The 21716-nt window shown below is 69.5% G+C and carries 13 protein-coding genes and 1 pseudogene; 9 read left to right on the plus strand and 5 right to left on the minus strand.

Translation table 11 applies throughout. From position 1 onward, the window contains the following. Window positions 1–23 precede the first annotated feature (23 nt). Together M8859_RS26605 and M8859_RS26610 are read right to left on the minus strand one after the other, a co-directional pair. On the minus strand, window positions 24–869 hold the full coding sequence (locus M8859_RS26605; protein WP_159926227.1) for a serine hydrolase: 846 nt from the start codon (window positions 867–869) through the stop codon (window positions 24–26). Window positions 870–1033: 164 nt separating this feature from the next. Then, the gene (locus M8859_RS26610) at window positions 1034–1240 is read right to left on the minus strand and encodes a hypothetical protein (RefSeq protein ID WP_159925998.1); all 207 of its coding nucleotides are present in this window, start codon (window positions 1238–1240) and stop codon (window positions 1034–1036) included. A gap of 248 nt (window positions 1241–1488) precedes the next feature. Here M8859_RS26610 and recC point away from each other — a divergent pair, with 248 nt between their 5' ends. The 7 genes and pseudogenes from recC (at window position 1489) to M8859_RS26645 (ending at window position 13098) form a co-directional block, all read left to right on the plus strand. After that, entirely contained in the window at window positions 1489–4857 is a 3369-nt protein-coding gene (recC, locus tag M8859_RS26615) for an exodeoxyribonuclease V subunit gamma (RefSeq protein ID WP_249644962.1), read from the plus strand. A 226-nt stretch (window positions 4858–5083) separates the two neighbouring features. Continuing rightward, window positions 5084–8482, plus strand: coding sequence for a UvrD-helicase domain-containing protein (locus tag M8859_RS26620; protein WP_372492943.1), 3399 nt, complete (start codon window positions 5084–5086; stop codon window positions 8480–8482). After that, window positions 8479–10377, plus strand: a complete 1899-nt coding sequence (recD, locus tag M8859_RS26625; RefSeq protein ID WP_249644963.1) for an exodeoxyribonuclease V subunit alpha — start codon at window positions 8479–8481, stop codon at window positions 10375–10377. Before M8859_RS26620 ends, recD begins: the two co-directional genes overlap by 4 nt. A gap of 46 nt (window positions 10378–10423) precedes the next feature. Continuing rightward, a complete protein-coding gene (locus M8859_RS26630; RefSeq protein ID WP_159926225.1) occupies window positions 10424–10897 on the plus strand; it encodes an RNA polymerase sigma factor in 474 nt (157 codons plus the stop codon). After that, window positions 10897–11514, plus strand: coding sequence for a methylated-DNA--[protein]-cysteine S-methyltransferase (locus M8859_RS26635; protein WP_159926223.1), 618 nt, complete (start codon window positions 10897–10899; stop codon window positions 11512–11514). The genes M8859_RS26630 and M8859_RS26635 overlap by 1 nt, the downstream gene beginning before the upstream one ends. Before the next feature lie 100 nt (window positions 11515–11614). Further along, window positions 11615–11809, plus strand: a pseudogene (locus tag M8859_RS26640) (2OG-Fe(II) oxygenase); the annotation flags it as partial. A 515-nt stretch (window positions 11810–12324) separates the two neighbouring features. Next, window positions 12325–13098 carry a hypothetical protein gene (locus tag M8859_RS26645; protein WP_159925990.1) on the plus strand — a complete coding sequence of 258 codons (774 nt, stop codon included), beginning with the start codon at window positions 12325–12327 and terminating at the stop codon, window positions 13096–13098. A 332-nt stretch (window positions 13099–13430) separates the two neighbouring features. On the opposite strand, the gene M8859_RS26650 is transcribed toward M8859_RS26645, so the two are convergent. Beyond that, window positions 13431–13967: a hypothetical protein gene (locus M8859_RS26650; protein WP_195071360.1), complete on the minus strand. Its 537-nt coding sequence runs from the start codon at window positions 13965–13967 to the stop codon at window positions 13431–13433. Between the two features lie 203 nt (window positions 13968–14170). Here M8859_RS26650 and M8859_RS26655 point away from each other — a divergent pair, with 203 nt between their 5' ends. Together M8859_RS26655 and M8859_RS26660 are read left to right on the plus strand one after the other, a co-directional pair. Continuing rightward, window positions 14171–16783: an ATP-binding protein gene (locus M8859_RS26655; protein WP_159925986.1), complete on the plus strand. Its 2613-nt coding sequence runs from the start codon at window positions 14171–14173 to the stop codon at window positions 16781–16783. Window positions 16784–17140: 357 nt separating this feature from the next. Next, window positions 17141–18559 carry an MFS transporter gene (locus tag M8859_RS26660; protein ID WP_159925984.1) on the plus strand — a complete coding sequence of 473 codons (1419 nt, stop codon included), beginning with the start codon at window positions 17141–17143 and terminating at the stop codon, window positions 18557–18559. 63 nt (window positions 18560–18622) lie between these two features. Here the strand turns inward: M8859_RS26660 and M8859_RS26665 are convergent, their stop codons facing one another. Both M8859_RS26665 and M8859_RS26670 read right to left on the minus strand, forming a co-directional pair. Next, on the minus strand, window positions 18623–19144 hold the full coding sequence (locus M8859_RS26665) for a hypothetical protein (RefSeq protein ID WP_195071362.1): 522 nt from the start codon (window positions 19142–19144) through the stop codon (window positions 18623–18625). A 175-nt stretch (window positions 19145–19319) separates the two neighbouring features. Then, window positions 19320–21518, minus strand: a complete 2199-nt coding sequence (locus M8859_RS26670; protein ID WP_249644964.1) for an MMPL family transporter — start codon at window positions 21516–21518, stop codon at window positions 19320–19322. Window positions 21519–21716: the final 198 nt, after the last annotated feature.

Below are 21716 nucleotides of genomic sequence, written 5' to 3' on the forward strand. Positions count from 1 at the left end.
CCGCTGCGCTCCCCGTGTGCGCGTCAGCGCCCGGCGAGCAGGATCTCCGCGACCTTGGTGTCGGTGTGGGCGCCCTCGGTGTAGCCGCCCGCGTCGCCCAACGAGGTCATGATGGCCAGGGTGTAGCGCTCGCCCGGTCCCGCGAAACCGACCGAGTTGACCACCCAGCCGCCCTGCTCGGCCGACCAGCCGTTCTTCAGCCCGGGACGCATGCTCGCGCCCGCGCCCCACACGCCCCAGTGCTGGTTGGAGTCCACCGCGCGCATCCGGTCGACCAGGTAGTTGCGGTCGTCGGGGTGCATGTGGTTGAGGATGTGGTCCATCAGCCGGTCGAGGTCGGCGGCGGTGCACTTCTGGAACGACCAGTCCGGGAACAGCGCGGTGTTGGTGGGCTGCGGAACCAGCGAAGTCATCCCATTGGCGCGGAACGCGTTGTTGAACGCCATCCGGTCGATCCCCGCGTACTTGGTCCACAGCAGGTCGGCGGCGCCGTCGTTCGAGGTCGCGAGCATCCCCTCCAGCAGTCCGCGGTCCTCCGGCGACAGCGCGATGGCGCCGACCCGCGCCCGGTTGAGCAGGTCGGCGGCGATCGCGAGCTTGATCGTGGACGCGGTCCAGACCGCGTTCTCGGCATTGGCGTTGGCGTAGATCCCGCCCGAGACCCGGTCACGTAAGACGTAGCCGGTGACACCGGGGCGGTTGGCGAGGTAGGCGTCGACCTTGGCGATGCGGCTGCTCATATCGCAGTCGAAGCCGGGCAGGCAGCCCTGGGTGTGCGCGAGCGGCGCCGCGGCGGCGGACGGAAGCGCGGCGGGCAGGCTCGGGGCGATGATCGCCGCGGCGGCGAGGACACAGGCGGAGGCGGCCACGCGGGGAACGGTCCGGGTGGCGGGGGACGGGTAACGCACGAGGGACCACGATCGCACATCGCGGGTCCGGACGCACGTCTTGAGCTCGGGTCCGGGGTGTGCTAATCCGCGGACGCGTGCTGACGCCGCAGGGAAGTTCGCTGATCGCCGCCGGCCAGAGCAGGTCAGCGGAAAGCGGCGCGCAGTTCTTCGACGGTGCGTCCGTTGAGCCGGTAGCAGTGCTCGAACGCTTCGGTGTGCCGATCCCGGGGCCAGGTATGCAGGACGACGGTGCGACCGTAGTGGCGCGAATTGACGAGCTCCCATCGGTCACCCACCCGGCGGACCGTGAATCCGCCTTTCGGGACCAGCGGAATCACCATCGCATCCATGAACGCGAACCAGCCTTTCGGTGCAGCTCTCTCGTTCCGCCCCGGTGCAAACTCTTACCTCCCCGGTGCAGCACTGTCGCACACCGCCGCGGCGCTCCCCGCGTGACACGGCGAAGTAATCCGTTCTCGTGTGGTTTATTTCACTGCCGCCCGGCAGGGGCCGGTGCAGTTGCGCGTCGGTCGCTGGGCGTATAAACGTGCACGACGTCCGAGGCCGGCGCAGGACACCATCGATCGAGAGGGCGCAGATGCCGCTGCACATCCACCGTGCCGAGCGCGCCGACGTCCTGGCCCTGGCGCTGGCACGAGTGCTGGCGTCGCCGCAGGAGGATCCGTTCGCGGCCGAGGTGGTCGCGGTGCCCGCGAAAGGCGTGGAGCGCTGGCTGACGCAGACGCTCTCGGCCGTCCTCGGGGCGGAGGGCGTGGCCGACGGCGTGTGCGCGAACATCGCCTTCCCCTCGCCTGCCGCGCTGGTCGCCGAGGCGCTGGCCGCGGCGAGCGGGGTGGCCTCCGCCCAGGATCCGTGGGCGCAGGAGCGGCTGGTGTGGTCGCTGCTGCGGGTGATCGACGCGTCGCTGTCCGAGCCGTGGTGCGCCGTGCTGTCCAGGCACCTAGGGGCGCGCAACACCGTGGGCGGCGAGCACCGGGTAGGACGGCGCTACGCGACCGCGGCCCAGGTCGCCGCGCTGTTCGACAGCTACGCCGCCCAGCGTCCCGCGCTCATCACCGAGTGGGCGGCGGGTTCGGACACCGACGGCGCGGGCGGGGCGATACCCGACGACCTGCTCTGGCAGCCGATGCTCTGGCGCAGGCTGCGCGCCGAGATCGGATCGCCCAGCCCGGCCGAACGGCTCGACGCCGCTTGCGCGCAACTGCGCGCCCGGCCGGATCTGGTGGCACTGCCACCGCGGCTGTCGCTGTTCGGCGTGACCCGGTTGCCCAGCGATCAGCTCGCCGTACTGTCGGCGCTCGCCGATTCCCGTGACGTCCACCTGTGGCTGGTCCATCCCAGCCCGATCCTCTGGTCGGCCTTGGGTGAGCTGCCGCCGGCCCGCACGCGCGCCGAAGATCGCAGTGCCGCGGCGGTGGCGCACCCACTGCTGGCGGGACTGGCCCGCGACATCCGAGAACTCCAGCAACGGCTGGCCGCGGCCGCCGGCTCCGACACATATCATCCGATTACCGCGATTTCATCCGAAGACGTTGTGCCAGAGAATGGTTCGCCCACGACATTGTTGCGCGCGCTGCAGGCGGGTATTCGGGACGACCGGTGGCCACCGGCGCCGGGGGAGGTCGGCGCCGACGGCACCGTGCAGGTACACGCGTGTCACGGCCCCGCGCGGCAGGTCGAAGTACTGCGGGAATGCCTGCTCGGGCTGTTCGCGGCCGACGAGACGCTGGAGCCGCGCGACGTGCTGATCATGTGCCCGGAGGTGGAGGCGTACGCGCCGCTGGTGCGGGCGGCGTTCGGACAGCGCGCCACGGGATCGCCCGAGCCGCAGATCGATTCGGAGCATCCGGCGCACCGGCTGCGGGTGCGTCTGGCCGACCGGGGGCGCGGCGTGACCAACCCGCTGCTGGCGGTGATCGGAGCGCTGCTCGAGCTGGCCGACGGCCGGGTGACGGTGACCCAGGTGCTCGACCTCGCGGCCGCCGAAACCGTCCGGCGCCGTTGCGGATTCGACGACGACGATATCGAGCGGCTGCGCGAGTGGGCGGCCGAATCCGGCGCGCGGTGGGGCATCGGTCAGCGTCAGCGTCAGGCGTTCGGGCTCGCGGATTTCGCGCAGAACACACTCAACAGCGCGGTGGACCGGATCCTGCTCGGCGTCACCGCGGGCGAGACCGCCGAGGACTGGCTGGATCTCGCGCTGCCGTTGGACGATGTGGACAGCAACGACGTCGACCTGGCCGGGCGCTTCGCCGAGTTCGTCGACCGGCTCGCGGTGTGCCTGCGCGACCTGCGCGGTCCCCGGCCCGCGCACGAATGGGCGACGGTGCTCGGCCGTGCGCTGGATCTGCTGACCGATGTACCGGACGCGCAGGCCTGGGTGCGCATCGAGGCCAGACAGGAGCTCGCCGCCGCCACCGAGCACGCGGGGGAGGTGTCCTTGCGGCTGGCCGACGTGGGCGTGCTGCTGCGTTCACGGCTGGCGGCGCGCCCCACCAGGGCCAACTTCCGCACTGGCGAGCTGACCGTGTGCACGATGGTGCCGATGCGGTCGGTGCCGCACCGGGTGGTGGTGCTGCTCGGGCTCGACGACGAGGTGTTCCCGCGTGCGAGCGCGGCCGACGGTGACGACGTGCTGGCCAGAGAACCGCTGCTGGGCGAACGGGACCCGCGCAGCGAGGACCGGCAACTGCTGCTGGACGCGATCCTCGCGGCCCGGGACACGCTGCTGGTGCTGCACACCGGCGCCGATCCGGTCAGCGGCGCGCACCGGCCGCCCGCCATCCCGGTCGCCGAGCTGCTGGACGCGCTGCGCGCACATGTCGGCGCCGCGGCGATGCGCACGGTGGTGACCCGGCATCCGCTGCAGTCCTTCGATCGCCGGAACTTCCGGGCCGAGCGGCCGTTCAGCTTCGATACCGTGGCGCTGGCCGGCGCGTACGCCGCCGACGGTCCGGCGCAACCGCGCCCCGAGTTTCTTTCCGCGCCGTTGCCCGCCGCGGAAGCCGCGGATGTCGCGCTGGCCGACCTGATCTCGTTCGCGGAGCACCCGGTGCGCGCCTTCTTGTGGCAGCGTCTGGGCCTGCGGGTCCCCGAGCACGACGAGGACATCGACGAGCGGCTGCCCATCGAACTCGACGGCCTGGCCAAATGGGAGCTGGGCGAACGCCTGCTCGCGGCCCGCCTGACCGGCGCGGACCCGGCCGGATTGCGGGCGGCGGAGTGGCGCCGCGGCACGTTGCCGCCCTTCGGTTTCGGCGCCGCCGTGCTCGACGAGGTCGAGTACACCGTGGACCGTTTGGTGCGCGCCGCGCAGGCGGACTACGCGGGCGCGGCGCGGGCGGTGGACATCGCGATCGATCTGGGCAACGGACGCAGGCTCACCGGCACCATCCCGCAGGTGCGCGGCGAAACACTGGTCCGCACCACCTTCTCCCGATTGGCTCCCAAACACCGCATCGCAGCGTGGGTCTCGCTGCTGGCGCTGACCGTCACCGAGGACCGGTCCTGGCGCGCCGTGAGCACCGGGCGCGGCCAATTCGGTCGTCCCACCTGGCGTTGCGAGCTCACCGCGCCCGATGTGCCCGCGGCCAGGGAGATCCTGCGCGAACTCGTCGCGCTGCGCGACGCGGGCCTGACCGAGCCGCTGCCGGTCGCGCCCACCGCCACCGCTGTCTACGCCGAGCGTCGTTTCCGCGGCGCCGGAGTCGACGACGCGATCGCCGCGGCCGAGCGCGAATTCAACGGCGGCCCCAACGGTCCGGGGCCGTTCGGCGACCACACCGACCGTCATCTGCGCTATGTGTGGGGCCCGGCGCCCCGGCTCGACGACCTCATGGCCGCGCGGGCCCCGGCGGGCGAGCCCGGGGAGAGCACCCGCTTCGGCGCGCTGGCCCGGCGCGTGTGGGTTCCGCTGCTGGCCGCGGAAAGCCAGGGCCAGCCGTGACCGATCACGAGACCGATCGCAGACTACGGTGCCGCGCGATCCGGCGCGGAAAGCCGGCTCACACCGCCACGGCGCGTGTCGGTGGCCGGTGGGCGGCCGGGAGCGCGGCAGAATGTCAGCGCGGACAGTCGGATCGGCACCGGGACCGTGCCGAGGGGCCGGTGGCTCGGGCGCTCGCGACGTCCGCAGATCGCGTGAGCGCAGGCCGCGCAGGAGGGAGATCCGCGTGACTGTGCAGCAGACCTCCTTCGACGCCGCGTTCGACGCGGCCGCGTTCGAGCCGTACGGCCCGTTACCCACCGGCACGACCGTGCTGGAGGCCAGCGCGGGCACCGGCAAGACCCACGCCATCGTCGGTCTGGCCGTCCGCTACGTCGCCGAGGCCGGGATCGATGTGTCCCAGCTGCTACTGGTGACGTTCAGCCGGGCCGCGACCCAGGAACTGCGGGAACGCACCCGCGACCGATTCGTCGCCGTCGCCGCCGGGTTGGCCGATCCGGCCGCGGCGCGAGCACACGCCGACGAACTGGTCCGGTATCTCGCGCAGGCAGGCGAAGCCGAGGTCCGGCTGCGGCAGCGGCGGTTGCTGACCGCACTGTCGGATTTCGACGCGGGCACCATCGCCACCACACACAGCTTCTGTCAGCGCATGCTGGACGAGCTCGGGCTCGCGGGCGAACACGACCCCGGCACCCGACTGGTGGAGACCGTCGACGACCTGGTCGGCACGGTTGTCGATGACCTGTACCTGAACCGCTACGCCCGCGCCGAACCGCCGTGCGCGCTGAAAGAGGCTCGCACGCTGGCGCTGGCCGCGGTGCGGGACCGGCACGCGGCCCTCGTGCCCGACGGCGAATCCGGCGCGGGCGAGCGGGTGGCGTTCGCGCAGGCAGTGCGCGCGGAGACCGAGCGCCGCAAACGGCTGGCCGGGTTGCGCGACTTCGACGACCTGCTGGTGCTGCTGCACGACGTGCTCGCAGATCCCGAGCACGGCCCGCTCGCGTGCCGCCGTATCCGCGCGCGCTACCGGGTCGCCCTGGTCGACGAGTTCCAGGACACCGACCCGCTGCAATGGGACATCCTGCGCAGGTCGTTCCACGGACACACCACCTTGGTGCTGGTCGGCGATCCCAAACAGGCGATCTACGCCTTCCGCGGCGCGGAAGTGCTCAGCTATCTGGACGCGGTCGCGCACGCCGACACCCGGAAAGAGCTCACCACGAACTGGCGCAGCGACGCGGGACTCCTGGCCGCGCTGGACCACCTGCACGGGGGCGCGGCGCTGGGGCACGAGGAGATCCGCGTCTATCCGGTCGCCCCGACCAGGCCGTGGTCGCGGCTGTCCGGACCGGCCGAGCTCACCACGCCGATGCGGTTGCGGTGCCTGCCGCGCACCGGCGCGGGGCCGCTGAACAAGTCCGGTTTCCCGGCGGTCGGCCGCATGCGGGCCAAGGTCGCCGACGATCTCGCCGCCGACATCGTCCGCCTGCTGGAATCCGGCGTGCTGCTGGACGCGAAGGCCGAACCCGCTCTCGCCGAAGCGGATTCGGTCTCGGACCGGGCCGTGGAGGCGGCACGCAGGCCGGTCGGGCCCGGTGACATCGCGGTGCTGGTGCGCACCCGCTCGCAGATCGACGTCGTGCGCGCCGCGCTGGATCGCGTCGGCGTCGCCTCCGTGCTCGCCGGCGGGGTCAGCGTCTTCGCGACCGCCAGCGCCACCGACTGGCTGTGGGTGCTGCGCGCGCTGGAACAGCCGCACCGGGCCGACCGGGTGCGGCTGGCCGCGTGCACACCGTTGCTCGGCGTCACCGCCGCCGAGATCGACAGCGGGGGCGCGGATCTGGTCGGGCGGGTCAGCGCCCAATTGCGGGAGGCGGCGCGTCTGTTCGCCCGCGCGGGATTCGCGGCCGTCTTCGAGAAGATCGCTGCCGAAGCGCGCCTGGCGCAGCGACTGCTCGCCGTGGAGAACGGGGAGCGGCAGCTCACCGACCTGCGGCACATCGCGCAGTTGCTCGACCAGGTCGCGCTCACCGAGGGCCTGGGGCTGACCGCGCTGACCCGGTGGCTGGCCGACCGGGTGCGCGATCCCGCCTCCGGCGCCGTCGCCGACCGCAGTCGCAGGCTGGACCGCGACGCCGCCGCCGTGCAGATCGCTACCGTGCACGCCAGCAAGGGACTCGAATTCCCGGTGGTCTACTTGCCCTTCGCGTGGGACAGCGCGAAGAACCCCTATCCGGCGACATTGCTGTTCCACGCCGACGACGGTGCGCGCGTGCTGGACGTCGGCGGTCCGGATGCTCCGGGATACGCCGAACGCAAGGCGCGCAGCGAAGCCGAGGAGGCGGGGGAGGAGCTGCGGCTGCTCTACGTCGCGCTGACCCGGGCCATGTGCCAGATCGTCGCCTGGTGGGCGCCCGCGATCACCACCGCGGCCTCGCCGCTGCACCGAATGGTCTTCGGCCGCGCCGATCGCGGCGCCGTCATCGCCAACCGCGCCCCAGTGCCCGTTGATGCCGTTGCCGCGCAGTCTCTTTCGGCATGGGCACAGGACGCGGCCGTCGCCATCTCCGTAACCGCGGTGGCCGGAAGCGACGACGTCGCGATCCGGTGGGCCCGCACCGAGCCCGCGCAGGGCGAACTGGCCGCCGCACGCTTTCACCGGGTGCTGGACCAGCAGTGGCGGCGCACGTCGTACTCGGCGCTGACCGCCTCCGCCCACGGTCCGGTGGTGCCGGCGTCCGACAGCGAACCGGAGGACCCCCGGGGACCGGGCGACGAGCCCGCCGGCACCTCCCTGGTGGGCGCGGGGGAGCCGGAGCTGACCGGCGCGGCCTCGCTGATGAACACGCTGCCCTACGGCGCTGAGTTCGGCACGCTGGTGCACGGCGTCCTGGAGCGGATAGACACCGGCTGCGCGGATCTGGCAGCCGAGGTGCACGACCGGTGCCGCGAGGCGGTGGGCGAGCTCATGGCCGAGATTGACCCGGAACTGCTGGCCACCGCGTTGCTCGCGGTGCTGCGTACCCCACTCGACGGCGCCTGCCTGGCCGACGTCGCCCCTCGGGACCGCCTCACCGAGCTCGAGTTCGAATTGCCGTTGGCGGGCGGGGACCGGGTCGGCGCCACCACGGCGACGCTGCGGCGCATCGCCGATCTGCTGCGCGACCACCTTCCGGCCGACGACGACCTGAGCACGTACGCCGACCATTTGGCGGCGCTGGAGGACATCCCGCTGCGCGGCTACCTCACCGGCAGCATCGACGCCGTGCTGCGCGTGTCCGACGGCGCGGCCCCGCGGTTCGTCGTCGTCGACTACAAGACCAACCGGTTGGGCGCCGGTGACCTCACCGTCGCGCATTACACCCGCGATCGCATGGCCGCCGAGATGCTGCGCTCCCACTATCCGCTGCAGGCCCTGCTGTATTCGGTTGCCCTGCACCGCTACCTGCGCTGGCGGCTGCCCGGCTACGACCCCGTCCGGCACCTCGGCGGTGTTCGGTACCTGTTCGTGCGCGGCATGATCGGACCGCGGACACCCGACGGCTGCGGCGTCTTCGACTGGTACCCGCCTGCCGATCTGGTCGTCGCGCTGTCGGCGCTGCTGGCGGGGGAGGCGCCGCAGTGACCTCGATCCAGGTGGCGCAGCGGGGGACCGGTCTGCTGCGCACGTTCAACGAGGCCGGTGTGCTGTCGGCGGCCGACGTGCACGTGGCGCTGCGGCTGGGCCGGCTGGGCCGGGAATCGTCGGAGCCGGTGCTGTTCGCCGCGGCGCTGGCCGTGCGAGCGGTGCGTTCCGGCTCGGTGTGCCTGGAACTGCACCGGATGCGGGAAATCGGTGTCGACGCCGACGAAACCTGGGACGCGGGCATCGATCCGGCGACGCTGCCGTGGCCGGACATCCCGGCGGTGGTCGCCGCGCTGCGGGCGAGCCCGCTGGTGCGCGGCGGACCGGCGGGGCCGTTGCGGCCGCTTCGCCTGGTCGAGTCCCGAGGACCGGACGATTCCGGCCCGCTGCTCTACCTCGACCGGTACTACCGGCAGGAGCAGACGATCCGGCGCGTGCTCACCGAGCGCTCCGCCCACCACCCGGTGGTCGACCCGCGCATCGTGCGGCGCGAACTGAACCGGCTGTTCGACGCGCCGGTCGGCACGGCGCCGGATCGCCAGCGGCTGGCCGCCGCGCTCGCCGCGACGCACTGGACCACGGTGGTCGCGGGCGGGCCGGGCACCGGCAAGACCCACACGATCGCGCGGATCATCGCCTTGCTGTCCGCGCATCGGGAGGCCGAGCCGAAGCTGCCCGCGCTGCGCATCGCGCTGGCCGCTCCCACCGGGAAGGCGGCCGCGCGATTGCAGGAAGCCGTGCGCGAACAAGCCGTTTCGCTCGGACTGCCCGAACTCACCGCCGCCACCCTGCACCGGTTGCTCGGCTGGCAGCGTGGTCGCAGCACCCGGTTCAAGCATCACGAGTTCAACCGGCTGCCCTATGACGTGATCGTGGTCGACGAGACCTCGATGGTCTCCTTGACCATGATGAGCAGGCTGCTGGCCGCGCTGCGGCCGGACACCCGCCTGGTCCTGGTCGGCGACCCGGACCAGCTCGCCTCGGTCGACGCGGGCGCGGTGCTCGCCGACCTGGTCGCCGGACCGGTCGCCGCTACCCCGAACCCCGTCCTGGACGACATCCTCGGCCCGGAAACGACCGCCGATCACGCGGAGGCGCTGACCGCGCTGGAGCGCACGCGCTTGCGCGGCGGCATCGTGCGGCTGACCCGGGGCCGCAGATTCGGCGGCCGCATCGCCGACCTGGCCGTGGCGGTGCGGGCGGGGAACGCGGACGCCGCGCTCGAACTGTTGCGCGCGGGCGGCGACGAATTGTCACTGAGCGCGCCCGAGGAGCTGACCGCGGTGCGCGCCGACGTGGTCGCAGCCGCGAGCGCGGTCACCGCCGCAGCGCTCGACGGCGACGCGGCGGGCGCGCTGACCGCCCTGGAATCGCATCGTCTGCTGTGCGCGCACCGGCAGGGGCCGTTCGGCGTCGAGCGCTGGGACCGAATGGCCGCGGAGTGGGCCGCCGCCGGAGGAGCGGGCCCCGACTCCTACCAGGCGCCGTGGTACCCCGGCCAACCGCTGCTGGTCACCGCGAACGATCACGAGGCGCGCATCTACAACGGCGACACCGGGGTCGTCGTGCGTATGCCCGACGGCTCGCTGCGCGCGGCGCTGCAACGCGGCAGCGAACCGTACCTGGTGCACCCCACGCAGTTCCCCGCGGTGGTCACCGTCTTCGCCATGACCATTCATCGCAGCCAGGGCAGTCAGTACGACACCGTTTCCGTCGTCTTGCCCGAGCCCGAATCGACCCTGCTGACCAGGGAATTGCTGTACACCGCGATCACCAGGGCACGCCGCCACGTCCGGATCATCGGAACCGACGAGTCCATCCGCGCGGGTATCGCACGCCGGGTGCTGCGCGCCAGTGGCCTGTCGCGCCGGGAAGAGGAACCGGGAATCGGGTGACCGAATCTCACGTTCGCGACGCCCGCGGCGTCTACCCGGTGTGAGCCTGCCCCCGTTCGAGGAAATAGTGGCCGAGTACGGCCCGATGGTGTTGCGCGTCTGCCGGGCGGTGCTCGGTCCGTCCGACGCGGCCGACGCCTGGTCGGAAACGTTTCTCTCGGCGCTGCGCGCGTTTCCCGGGCTCTGTCCGGACACGAACATCGAGGCATGGCTGGTGACCATCGCGCATCGCCGCGCGATCGACGTCGGCCGGGCGCTGACGCGCGCACCCGTACCTGCCGAGACGCTGCCGGAACGTCCCGCTCCCGCTCCCGGCCCCGCCGATTACGACCCCGACCTCTGGGCCGCCCTGCGGGCGCTGCCGACCAAGCAGCGCCAGGCGGTCGCCTACCACTACCTGGCCGGGCTTCCCCACGCGGAGATCGCCACCTTGCTCGGCAATTCTCCCGACGCCGCCCGCCGCGCCGCCGCGGACGGCCTGAAGACCCTGCGCAAGCTCTACCCGAAGGATGAAGCATGATGGCCACCCTCGATCGCGGCGACCTGAACGGGTTGTCGCGCGCACTGAGCCCCGACACCGACCTGCTGGCCACCCTGCACGCGCGACTGGCCGCCGAGGCCGAGTCCGCCGGACTGCTCGATGTCGCCTACCGGCTCCTCGACACCCCGGTGGGGTCACTGTTGCTGGCCGCGACGCCCGCCGGGCTGGTCCGTGTCGCCTACCCCGCCGAGGACCACGAGGCGGTGCTCGCCACGCTGGCAGCCCGGATCAGCCCCCGAATCCTCGCCGCCCCCGCCCGGCTGGACTCGGCCGCGCGGGAGATCGAGGAGTACTTCACCGGCCGCCGGACGCATTTCGACCTGCCGCTGGACCTGCGGCTGACCGCTGGCTTCCGCCGCCAGGTGATCGAGCATCTGCCCGCCATCGGCTACGGGCAGCGCGCCAGCTACGGCGCGGTGGCCGCCGCCGTCGGCAATCCGCGTGCCGTTCGCGCGGTCGGCTCTGCCTGCGCGCACAACCCGCTGCCGGTAGTGATTCCGTGCCATCGGGTGGTTCGCGGCGACGGGTCCATCGGACAGTACGTCGGCGGCGTCAGCGCGAAGCACACGTTGCTCGATCTGGAGGCGGCGGCATGAGCGAACGAAGGACGACAGTCACCGGACGCAGCGTCGTGGGGACGCGGATCCCGCCGCGCGGACATCCGACCGAGCGCAAACCGGTGCTTCCCTGGCCGACCGTGCCGCCGCTCAGCCCTGGCGGGCGCTGCTCGAGAAAGTCGACGCCCACGGCTGCGCGGCGACGGGGCCGACCCGAGCCCGGCCGACGCCGTCGAGTCGAGGCTGGTCCCGCGCCCCGGTTCGCCATGGCGTCAGCCGCGTGCGCGGCGGGCTGCGGCACACGTTGGGCCTCGTGCTGCACGACGCGGAGTAACCGCACGTTGCACTGTCGCCGACAGGCCGCGCAAGCGGATCGTGTACCGCCTCGGTGCCTCCTCTCGAAGGTGGTGTCGACATCGGGTGCGGGGTTCCCGCCATCGGATCGACCTCGCTGTCGACCGGCCGACTTCGTCGTCGGAGGCGGGGAGGGGCCGGGTGACCCCTCGCCACCCGAACCCCGTCCCTCGCGGCGACAAGCATGCATGGATAGGGGTGGCCTTCCGCATCGGTAACCAAAAGATAGCGGTACGAGTTCTACCTATGCGGCGCGCACCGGCGCGGCGAACGCGAGGTTCGGACCGTCGGCGACGGGTTGCCTCGACCGGTCTATCGGCGCGTCCGAGATCGGGTACTGTTCCTGCGCCGGGATCGCGCGAGGGCCGTGCGCACGGCCCTCCGTAGGCAGAAAAGCGACATGAGACCCAGGTTTACGTACAGGTACCGATGTGGCGGATCTACCTACAACTCTTAGCCTTGCCGAGACGTAGCGCCGTTGAGAGAGACACACCGATGGTCAGCATCATTCGAACCGCAGCTCGGCTCGGCAACCACTTCTCGCCTTTCACCCACACTTCTTCTCCCGGACGGACGGCCGAGGCGGCAGCGTTTCCACCGGCCGCATCAACCGTCTACCCTGAGCTCGCGCCGCAGATTCATCTGCCATTGGTCACGCGAATGCTGCTGTACGGCGATGGCGCCACCACGTTGCTTCTCCAGCAGATCGCCGGGTCGAATATCGTAGCCGACGTATTGCCCTCCCGTACCATCGAGGCCGGGGAGCTCCGGATTTTCCGCGAAGTTTTCCGTGATCCCGCCATCGGTACGCTCAGGGTACGGCACACCAGATTGCAAGATTCGGCAGGGAACGTGATCAGCGAAAATCTGATCACTTACCGGGAAGCGGACGAGCCGACGTTGATCCCCCCGGACGGTGTTCCATTCGGCATCCATATCCGTCGGCTCGGCGTATTCGAACGAAGACGCATTTTCGTCACCGGCGTGACGTGCCATCCATTCGGGCTCTTCCCCGCAGCTGCCGCGGCGCGCGTGTACGAAATCGAGTTCTCGACGCACCAGAGTGTGCTCGTGCACGAAGTTTTCAATCCCGCGCTCGTCGACACTCGAAACCCGGATCACCGCAGGTCGACTTCGGTAGTCTTCGCACGTGCGCTCCGGGCTTCGGGTGCGGGCACCGGGCTGCGCAGCATCGGGGTGAATGCTTCGGGTGCGCTCGGAGCGAAGTCCCGCAAATCGCTGCCAGAAAGGTCGAGTAGGACTCCGTGAACGCGGCACGGTGAAACGGAATGCGCTTGCCGGTAGATCTTCGGCAAGCGCACTCGAAACTATTCCGGTCCCATCTGTCCTGGCAGGTGACTTCCGCTCGGATCGAGCCAGCCGGCTACCGCTCTCCAATCATCCGCTGTCATGCGGAGTGTCACCTTTTCGGTCGAGCCGGTACAGGTGATGTGCATGCGGCGACGTTGATCGGCACCCGACAACAGTAATCGTCCGCATCGTGAGCAATTGATCTCGATCACGCTTCAACCATTCATCGGTGAATTCACGTTTTTATCGGCACAATCGGCGACTGTTCTGTGCAGTACGGCGTCGCGACGTCATCCGAGCGCATGTCTGCGCACCGAACCCGCTGCCGAGGGAAATCTGAGACGCCGGTGCCGTACCTCGTCCACCATTCCCGCGTAACCTTGGCGCACCTCGCCCAAGTGGAACCACGCCCGGTGCCGTGCCTCGACATCCTTGGAATGCAGGACCATCCACCATGCCTCGGCATACGCCTCGGCGATGTGGCTCATCACCTCGCCGAGCGAGTGGGTGTGCATACGCGCGCCACTGGAACACCGCAGATTGCGGACGGCCCAGGCGTCCACCGCGACGACGACTCGATCGATTCCCGCGCGCACTTGCTCGCAGTCGAAGCCTTGTCGCCGTGCGGCCCCGACTTGCTGGAAGGGTATGAGCTCGGCATGGAGGTCGCCGAGCTCGCGTGCCCACGCAACGAGGGAGAACCGGCCGGTGAGGTGGCCGGAGATTGCGAGGAACAGCTGCTCGGGCTCCAACAGGGGCGCCGTCACGGTCGACGGCGACAGGCCGTCCGCCTGGTCGACCGTTGATATACATACGTTGGCATACATCGCTCACCTCCTCGGCCATCCAGCCTGGGGCTCTAAGGTGATGTCGCACATCGGTAGGCTTTAAGTGGGCTGCCCCCGACTACCTACGAACTCGGAGGCCGAGGCTTGTCACGGCCCGCCGGTGACCGGCACGGGTCACGGGGAGTTTGCCTGAATGATCGTGGACCGGCAGCGCCGATGTGTGAAGACTACGATTACGTCGCGTGACGATCAGAAGTCGGGATCGCGCCGGTGGCTTGCCAGCAGCCGGCGCGAACTTTGTCGGTCGTGACCGTGAACTGGAGAAGATCAGCCTCCTACTGTTGGAGCCTGCCCGGTTGGTCACCTTGACCGGGCCGGGTGGTATCGGCAAGACCCGATTGGCTGCCGAGGCTGTGCGCCGATTGACCAAAGCCAAAGGCACGCCGGTGTATTGGGTGCGATTGGCGCGGTTGGCCAGAGACTGCGATACGGCGGCCGTCGAAGAGGAGATCGCGCGGTCGGTGGTCGAGGCCGATTTCTCCGGGCGATCGGCCTGGGAGTTGCTCATCGATACCTTCGCCCGCGCCGCCGCTGCCGGACGCAGGCGGCGAATCGCGTTGGTACTGGATAACTGCGAGCATGTACTCGCAGGCGCCGCCGCCGTGGTAGCGAAATTGCTCGATGCCGTGCCCGAGCTGACCATCGTGGCGACCAGCCGTGAACCGATCGGCTGGGTCGACGAATACTTGATCACCGTTCCCTCCCTGGCCCTTCAGCACGCGGTGACCTTGTTCCGGCAGCAGGCCGACCTCACCGGGCATCCCATCGCCGGAAGCGAGCAGAACACGACGGCAGCCGAGATCTGCCGCCGCGTCGACAACCATCCCCTCTACATCCAATTGGCGGCAGCGCGACTGCGTCATCAACCGCTGTCGGTGATTCTGCGCGGGCTCACCGGCCGCGCCGACGACGCACGGTTGCGGTGGTCCCACGGTCCCCGTTTCGGTGCCGACTCGCGACATCGCGGGGTCAGCGACGTCATCGCCTGGTCGTATGAGCTGTGCACCGAGAAAGAACGCCTGCTCTTCGACCGGATGTCGGTGTTCGCTGCGGGCTGGGACACGAATCCCGACGACAACGGCAGCAACCTTTCGATCGATGTGGGTGTAGAGCTGGAAGCCATCGAGGCTGTGTGCAGTGACGACCCCGCCCTGGGCCCCGGCGAACCCGCTCGGCCCGGCGGCAGCGATATGAGGTTGACGGCCGAGGAGATCGGGGACTTGCTCGAGTCGCTTGTCGACCACTCGCTGGTGACGGCGCACATCACGCCGACAACGGTGCGGTATTCCCTGGTGGAAAGCCTTCGCGTGTACGCACAGCAGCGACTGCGCGAACGTTCGAGCCGCGAGATCGACGAGCCCGCCCAGTCGGCCGACCGTCACCTTCGCTATTACCGGGACAAAATCGCCTACGCGGCCGCGAACTGGTTTCGTTCCGACGGTGAGCAGAAGCTGGTGACCTGGGCACGGTCGGCTTGGGCCAACGTGTTGACCGCGATCGAGAACAGCCTGACCACGGGCCAGGCCGGTATCGGTCTGGAGATCTGTCTCGGGCTGATCAACTTGCGCATGCCTTTCATCAGAGGCTCGCTGCGCGGAATGCGCCAATGGACACAACGATGCCTCGACGCCACGCGCACGTCGGCCTCGGATGTCACCGGTCTTCAGATCGACGCCATGGCCGCCATCGCATGGCTTGCCCTGACCCAGGGGGATCACGACAACGCCGAGCGTGTGCTGGAGGAGTGTGTCGCCGCTTGCCTTCCGGACGCGCGGGACAGAGCGAATTGGCGCGACACCTGCGAGAAGGATATCGGCTTGCCCGCCGCCGTCGAATTCACGTGGGGGATGGAACTGCTGTTCGTGCGCCGCGACGCCCGTGCCGTTGCCGTGTTCACCCGCGCCGAAGCCAAACTGAACGATCTAGGCCACCACGGCACCGCGTCGCTGAGCGAGCTGTACGCGGCCATGTCCGCGGGCCTGCTGGGAACCGGGCAGCAGGCCCACGAGATCACCCAGCGTTTTCTCGAGGCGGCGGCTGCTTCGACGACGCGGGTGAGAGCCTGGGCCGAACACGCCCGCGAAATCGCCTTGGCCAAACACGGCGATCCCACCGAAGCGCTGGCGATCGGACGGTCCTCACTGCTGTGCCAGAAACTCGCGGGCGGCGATCAGTGGGCCACCATGTGGGGCGTGGAGTGCCGGACCTGGTCGTTGGCGCGCCTCATCACCGACTTGCTCACCACCGGCGACGAGATCGACCGTGCCGAGCTGGTCGCGCCGGCCACCGAAATAGCTCACCTGGCCGGGGGAGTCAGGACCCTTCGCACCAAGCTGGGCGTTGACATCGACAGAATGGGTCCCTTCGCAGACGAATCCGCCAAGGCCATCGCCGTCGCTCGTCAGGTACTCGGGCCCGACGCATTCGCCGCGGCTCAAGCCCGAGGATCGCGGCTACGTCCCGAACACGACGAGGTGCAGCGCGTCGCTCTGGGCACACTCACCATCGAGGAAACGCCGAGAGAAGACACCCGCGGCGCGGGCGCCACGTCACGCTGGCGGCAACTGACCACCGCCGAGCAGCAGGTCGCTGTGCTGGCGGCGGCCGGGTGGACCAACACCGCGATCGCCGCACGCCGGGGAAGTTCGGTCCGAACCATCGACGCGCAGGTCGCCGCCATCCTGCAGAAACTCGCTCTCGCCACCCGCGAGGACATCATCGAAACGGTTCCCCGCAGCGTCATCGACGAAGTCCGCGTCGAAGCGACCCGCAGGCCGCAGCGAGGCAAAGGCTGAGGGAAGATCCGCACCATGAAAACGGAAACGCGCTTTGCCCGGTGCCGTAGTGCCCACAGGTCTGGGCTTCGGAGCGATCGCGCGCCGTTCTGCACCGTTGCGTGAGGCCTGAAATACGCGCAGCGGATCTGCAATGATCGCTGCCCGGTTTGGTAATCGCGGCAAAGGTCGCCGAGAAGAATTGGTACGAAGCACAGGATCGCTCGGAAAACTGGCGGGCTGTCCACGCGATGTTATTGACTGCGAATTCGTGGATGTCGCGGCGGCTTCCATTTCCGGCCGAACGACGCCCTCTCCTGAAGCTACGGGCAACAGGATACGCACAATTCTGGGGCCGATGATCGAGGTGGCGATTCGATGACCCGCAAAGAGGCGACGGTGGCGCTCGGATCGTTGGGGGCGTGCCTGATCTCGGTCTTCATGCAGATGATCGATGTGACGATCGTCAACACCGCGCTGCCCGTCGTCACCGCGCAGCTGCGGGCGTCGCGGTCCGCGCAGCTGTGGGTGGTGGCCGGCTACTCGCTCGCGTTCGCCTGCGCGCTGCTCACCGCGGCCCGCGTCGGCGCGATCGTCGGCCGGCGTCGGATGTTCCTGTGGTCGGCGGCGGCTTTCACCGCCGCCTCGGTCTGGTGTGGATTGTCCGACACCGCGACGGAACTGGTGATCGCCCGGATCGTCCAAGGCGTGACAGGGGCGGGAATGGCGGCACAGACCATCGCCATCATCACCGCGAGCTTTCGGCGCGAGCACCATCAGTACGTCTTCGCCGTGTACGGAGCGACAGCCGGTTTCGCCGGAATGCTCGGGCCGATCCTGGGCGGCGGGCTGATCACCCTGAATCCGTTCGGGCTCGGCTGGCACGCGATCTTCCTGATGAACCTACCGCTGGGCGTGGTGGCCATCGCGCTGGCCGCGGCGTACCTGCGGTCGGGCCCGGCGACGGATCGGGACCCGCTGGATCTGCGCGGGGTCGTGGTCGCCACCGCCGCGCTGTTCCTGCTGCTGTTCGCGCTGTCGGACAGCCAACAGGCGGGCTGGCGTCCGCCGCACGGGGTGTACATCGCGGCCGCGGCGGTGCTGAGCGCGGGCTTCGTGGCCCACGAACGTGCGACGCGCCGCCGTGGCGGCCGCGCGCTGGTGCGGCTGGACCTGTTCTCCGATCGGGGGTTCGCGGTCGGATCGGCGCTGGTGACGATCTTCTTCGGTCTGTTCACCGCGTTCGTGTTCACTGTCTCGATCCTGCTGCAGGACGTGCTGCGGTTCTCGGCGTTGCGGACCGGTGTCGCCATGACACCGTTCGCCCTCGGCGCGGGTGCGGGTGCGGTGCTGTCGCCGATATTGGTGGGTCGCTGGGGGATTCGGGCGCTGTCCGCCGGTATCGCCGTCTTCGGCGGTTGCGTCGTGGTGGGGGTGGGATACCTGTACGTGGAATCGGGCGCGGTGAACCTGCCGCTGGTGGCCGGGCCGGTGTTCCTCGCGGGCTTCGGGGTCGGCGTGTTCGGGGTTCCGCTGCAGCCGCTGATGCTGGCGGAGCTGGACGATCGAGCCATGGGCGAGGCGTCGGGCTTGCTGCCCACCATCGAACAGATCGGCAATTCGGTCGGACTGGCGGTGCTCAGCGCGCTGTTCTTCCGCGCGCACACGCTGTCGGGCAGCATGATCATGCTCTCGGCCATCGCCGCCGCGGCCTTCGGCCTGGCCGCACTCACGCTCGCTCTGCCGGCCCGCGCGCGGGCGATCACGAGTCCGTGGAATTGGTCGGCCGCGAATTGACCCACGCAGCGCCCGCAGCGGCATCGGCTCCGGACGCCGTCTTGTTCCTCGCCCCGTGGATCACTAACCGTGGCAGTAGACCCGGGCGAGCACCGTGCTGTCGGGCAGCGCCTCCAAGTAGGCTTCGTTGCCGCCAGGCGGGATCGCGCGTGCGGCGGTGTGCTCGCACGGATCATCGTCGTGGTCGCAGCCCGCGTAGAAGGCGAAGCCGTCCTTGATGCCTTCGATCCACCAGCCGTCGAGAGTCAGCACGTCTGCTGATCGGACCGTGTGCACGGCGACCTCCAGCAACTCTTTCGGGCCGCCTGCGCACTGCCCGAACTCGGTGGGGAGCACGAAGCCGTCGTCCCGGGGCGAGTCGTGTATGAGACGTGGATCGTTCTCGAACCCCGGTCGCACGTAGAATCCGCGACCTTCCCCGCCACCGCGAGTCCGCCACGCGTCCCATACCCCTCGATTCGGAGGGACGTGGTACATCTCGAAGGGCGCGAGCGCCCGAGCGAGTGCGCCCATGGGTTCGTCTACCGCCTCCGGCGACAGACACACCGTCACCCAGATATGCGCCATCACCAGACCTTTCACCATGTCCGCTCCTGCACAGGCTATCGGCCGGGCACAACGCTGCGCACCGCGATTCTCTCGCCTCGGACTTGCCGAGATATCACCGGTCCGCCGATGCTCTGCCAGGCAGGGGCAGGGATGTGGTCGTGGACGAGTCCCGTTCCCGGTGCGCCAGTAGCAGGCACCCTGCCGGTCGGCACTAAGGACGTTCGAAGACCTGGACCGCCTCGGCGGGGGGCTCCTCGGGTGCGGCGGCGGTGCGGCGACGCCCGTCACGCCGTAGCCAGGACGGGGCCCACCAACTGGCGTCGCCGAGTAGGCGCATGCTCGCGGGGACCAGCAGCATGCGCAGGACCGTCGCGTCGATGAACAGCGCCGCGACCATGCCGAAGGCGATGTACTGCATCATGACCAGATCCGACCACGCGAAGGCTCCGGTCACCACCAACAGGATCAGGGCTGCGGCGGTGATGATCCAGCCCGTGCGGGCGATGCCGACGCGGACCGCCTCGGTGGTCGTCGCGCCCGCCGCCCGCGCCTCCACGATGCGGGCGAGCAGGAATATCTCGTAATCGGTCGACAAGCCGTAGATCACGGCGACGATCAGTACCAGCACCAACGCCATGATCGGCTGCGGGGTGAACTCCAGCGGCCCCGCGCCGTGGCCTTCGACGAAGATCCAGGTGAGGATGCCGAGCGTGGAACCGAGCCCGAGCAGATTCAGCACCGCGGCCTTGAGCGGCAGCACCAGTGAGCCGAAGGCCAGCACCATCAGCACGGTGGTGACGAGAAAGACGAGCACGATCATCAGCGGCATCCGGCTCAGCAGCGCCTCGACGCTGTCGCGCTGAATGGCGGGCTGCCCGCCGACCAGCACGGTCGTGCCCTTCGGCATGGGCATGGAGCGCAGATAGTCGATGGTCGCGTTCGCGTCGTGCGCATCACGCATCACGGTCGAGGTGGTGAAGACATTCGGATGCGCCGGTCCCTGCACCGCACGCGGAAACGGCGCGATGAGTCCGGGGGCCCGGCCGGCCTGCGCGACCACCGCGTCGATATCGGCGGTGTTGTGAGTGATCAGCACCAGGTCGACGGGATTGATCTGACGCAGGGGGAAGATTTGATCGAAGTGCTGCTGCGCCGTGCGCGCCGGATGCTGCGGGGGCAGGAAGCGCTCGGAGATCCCGCCGAAGGCCACGTCGCGCACCGGGGCGATCAGCACCACCAGGACGGCCACCACCGGAATCGCAACAGCCAGCGGCCTTCGCATGACCCACCCGGCGACGCGGCCCCACGGATTGTCCGGCTCGCGGTCGCTCGCCCGACGGGCGTGGAAGCGGTTGAAACCCAGCCGGTCCACGCGCCGGCCGAGCACGGCCAGCATGGCGGGTAGCAGCGTGATCGAGATCAGCGCCGCCAGCGAGACCGTCACCATCGCGCCGCAGGCGAACGAGCGCAAAAATCTCTGTGGGAACAGCAGAATGGCGCCCGCGGCTACGACCACGATGGTCGCGGAGAACACGACGGTCCGTCCGGCGGTCGCGACCGCGCGCCGTACCGCCTCGGGCACCTCGCGGCCGTCGGCCAGCTCCTCGCGGAACCGACTCACGATGAACAGACCGTAGTCGATGGCCAAGCCGAGGCCGATCATCGAGACCACCGGCGAGACGAAGGAGTTCACTTCCATGACGGTGGTCAGGGCGCGAATGATCCCCCACGCACCCAGCACGGTCAGCCCGCCGACGATGAGCGGGAGCGCGGCCGCCACAACGCCGCCGAACAAGAAGAACAACAGCACCGCCACGGCGGGAACGGCGAACAGCTCCATACGTCGCTGGTCGTGGGCCATGGTGTCGTTGAGTGCGGCCGCTACCGGCTGCCCGCCCGCGACCTCCATCTCGATGCCCGGTATGCGGAACCGGTCGGCGACCGTTCGGTAGTTGCGCATCACCTCCGTGTCGTCGTCGCCGCGAATGGCGATGGAGGCGAAGGCGTAGTCGCGGTCCTCGGAGCCGAAGATATCCGGTAGATCGAGCCCCGTGTCGGTCGGCCAGTAGGTGCCGTTGATCTTGGTGATCTGGCCCGGAAAACGTTGCGGCAGGCTGTTCAAGTGGCCGACGATCGTGGCGGCGAAGGCCGGATCATCGATCGTCTTGCCCGCGGGCGCGTGAAACAACAAGATCACATCGGCGATGTGATCGTGGCCGAACGCTTCGTCTCGGAGCCGAGCCGCGCGCGCCGATTCCGAAGTCGGATCGTCCCACCCGCTGACGCTGAGGTGATCGCCCAGCCCGAGGCCGTATACGCCGAGCGCGAGCAGTCCGGCGACGACGACCCCGATGACGGTGAATGGCCGCCGGACGAGCGTATCGGTCCAGCGCGTGAACTCGGCGAACAATGCCGCCTCCTAATCGATGACCTCATAATTCGACGAGGCTCGCAAACAGTGAAAACGTAGCAATCTCAACAGATTTCATCGACGAAGGCGTCAGGATTTCGAGATGACACAAATCGGTCTTCGCGGGATTGTGAAGTCTCCCTGAGCTCGCGACGGCCGGTGGGGTGGCCGTTACGCTGAGGCGATCGCAACTGTGCA

The sequence above is a fragment of the Nocardia sputi genome (assembly GCF_023501985.1).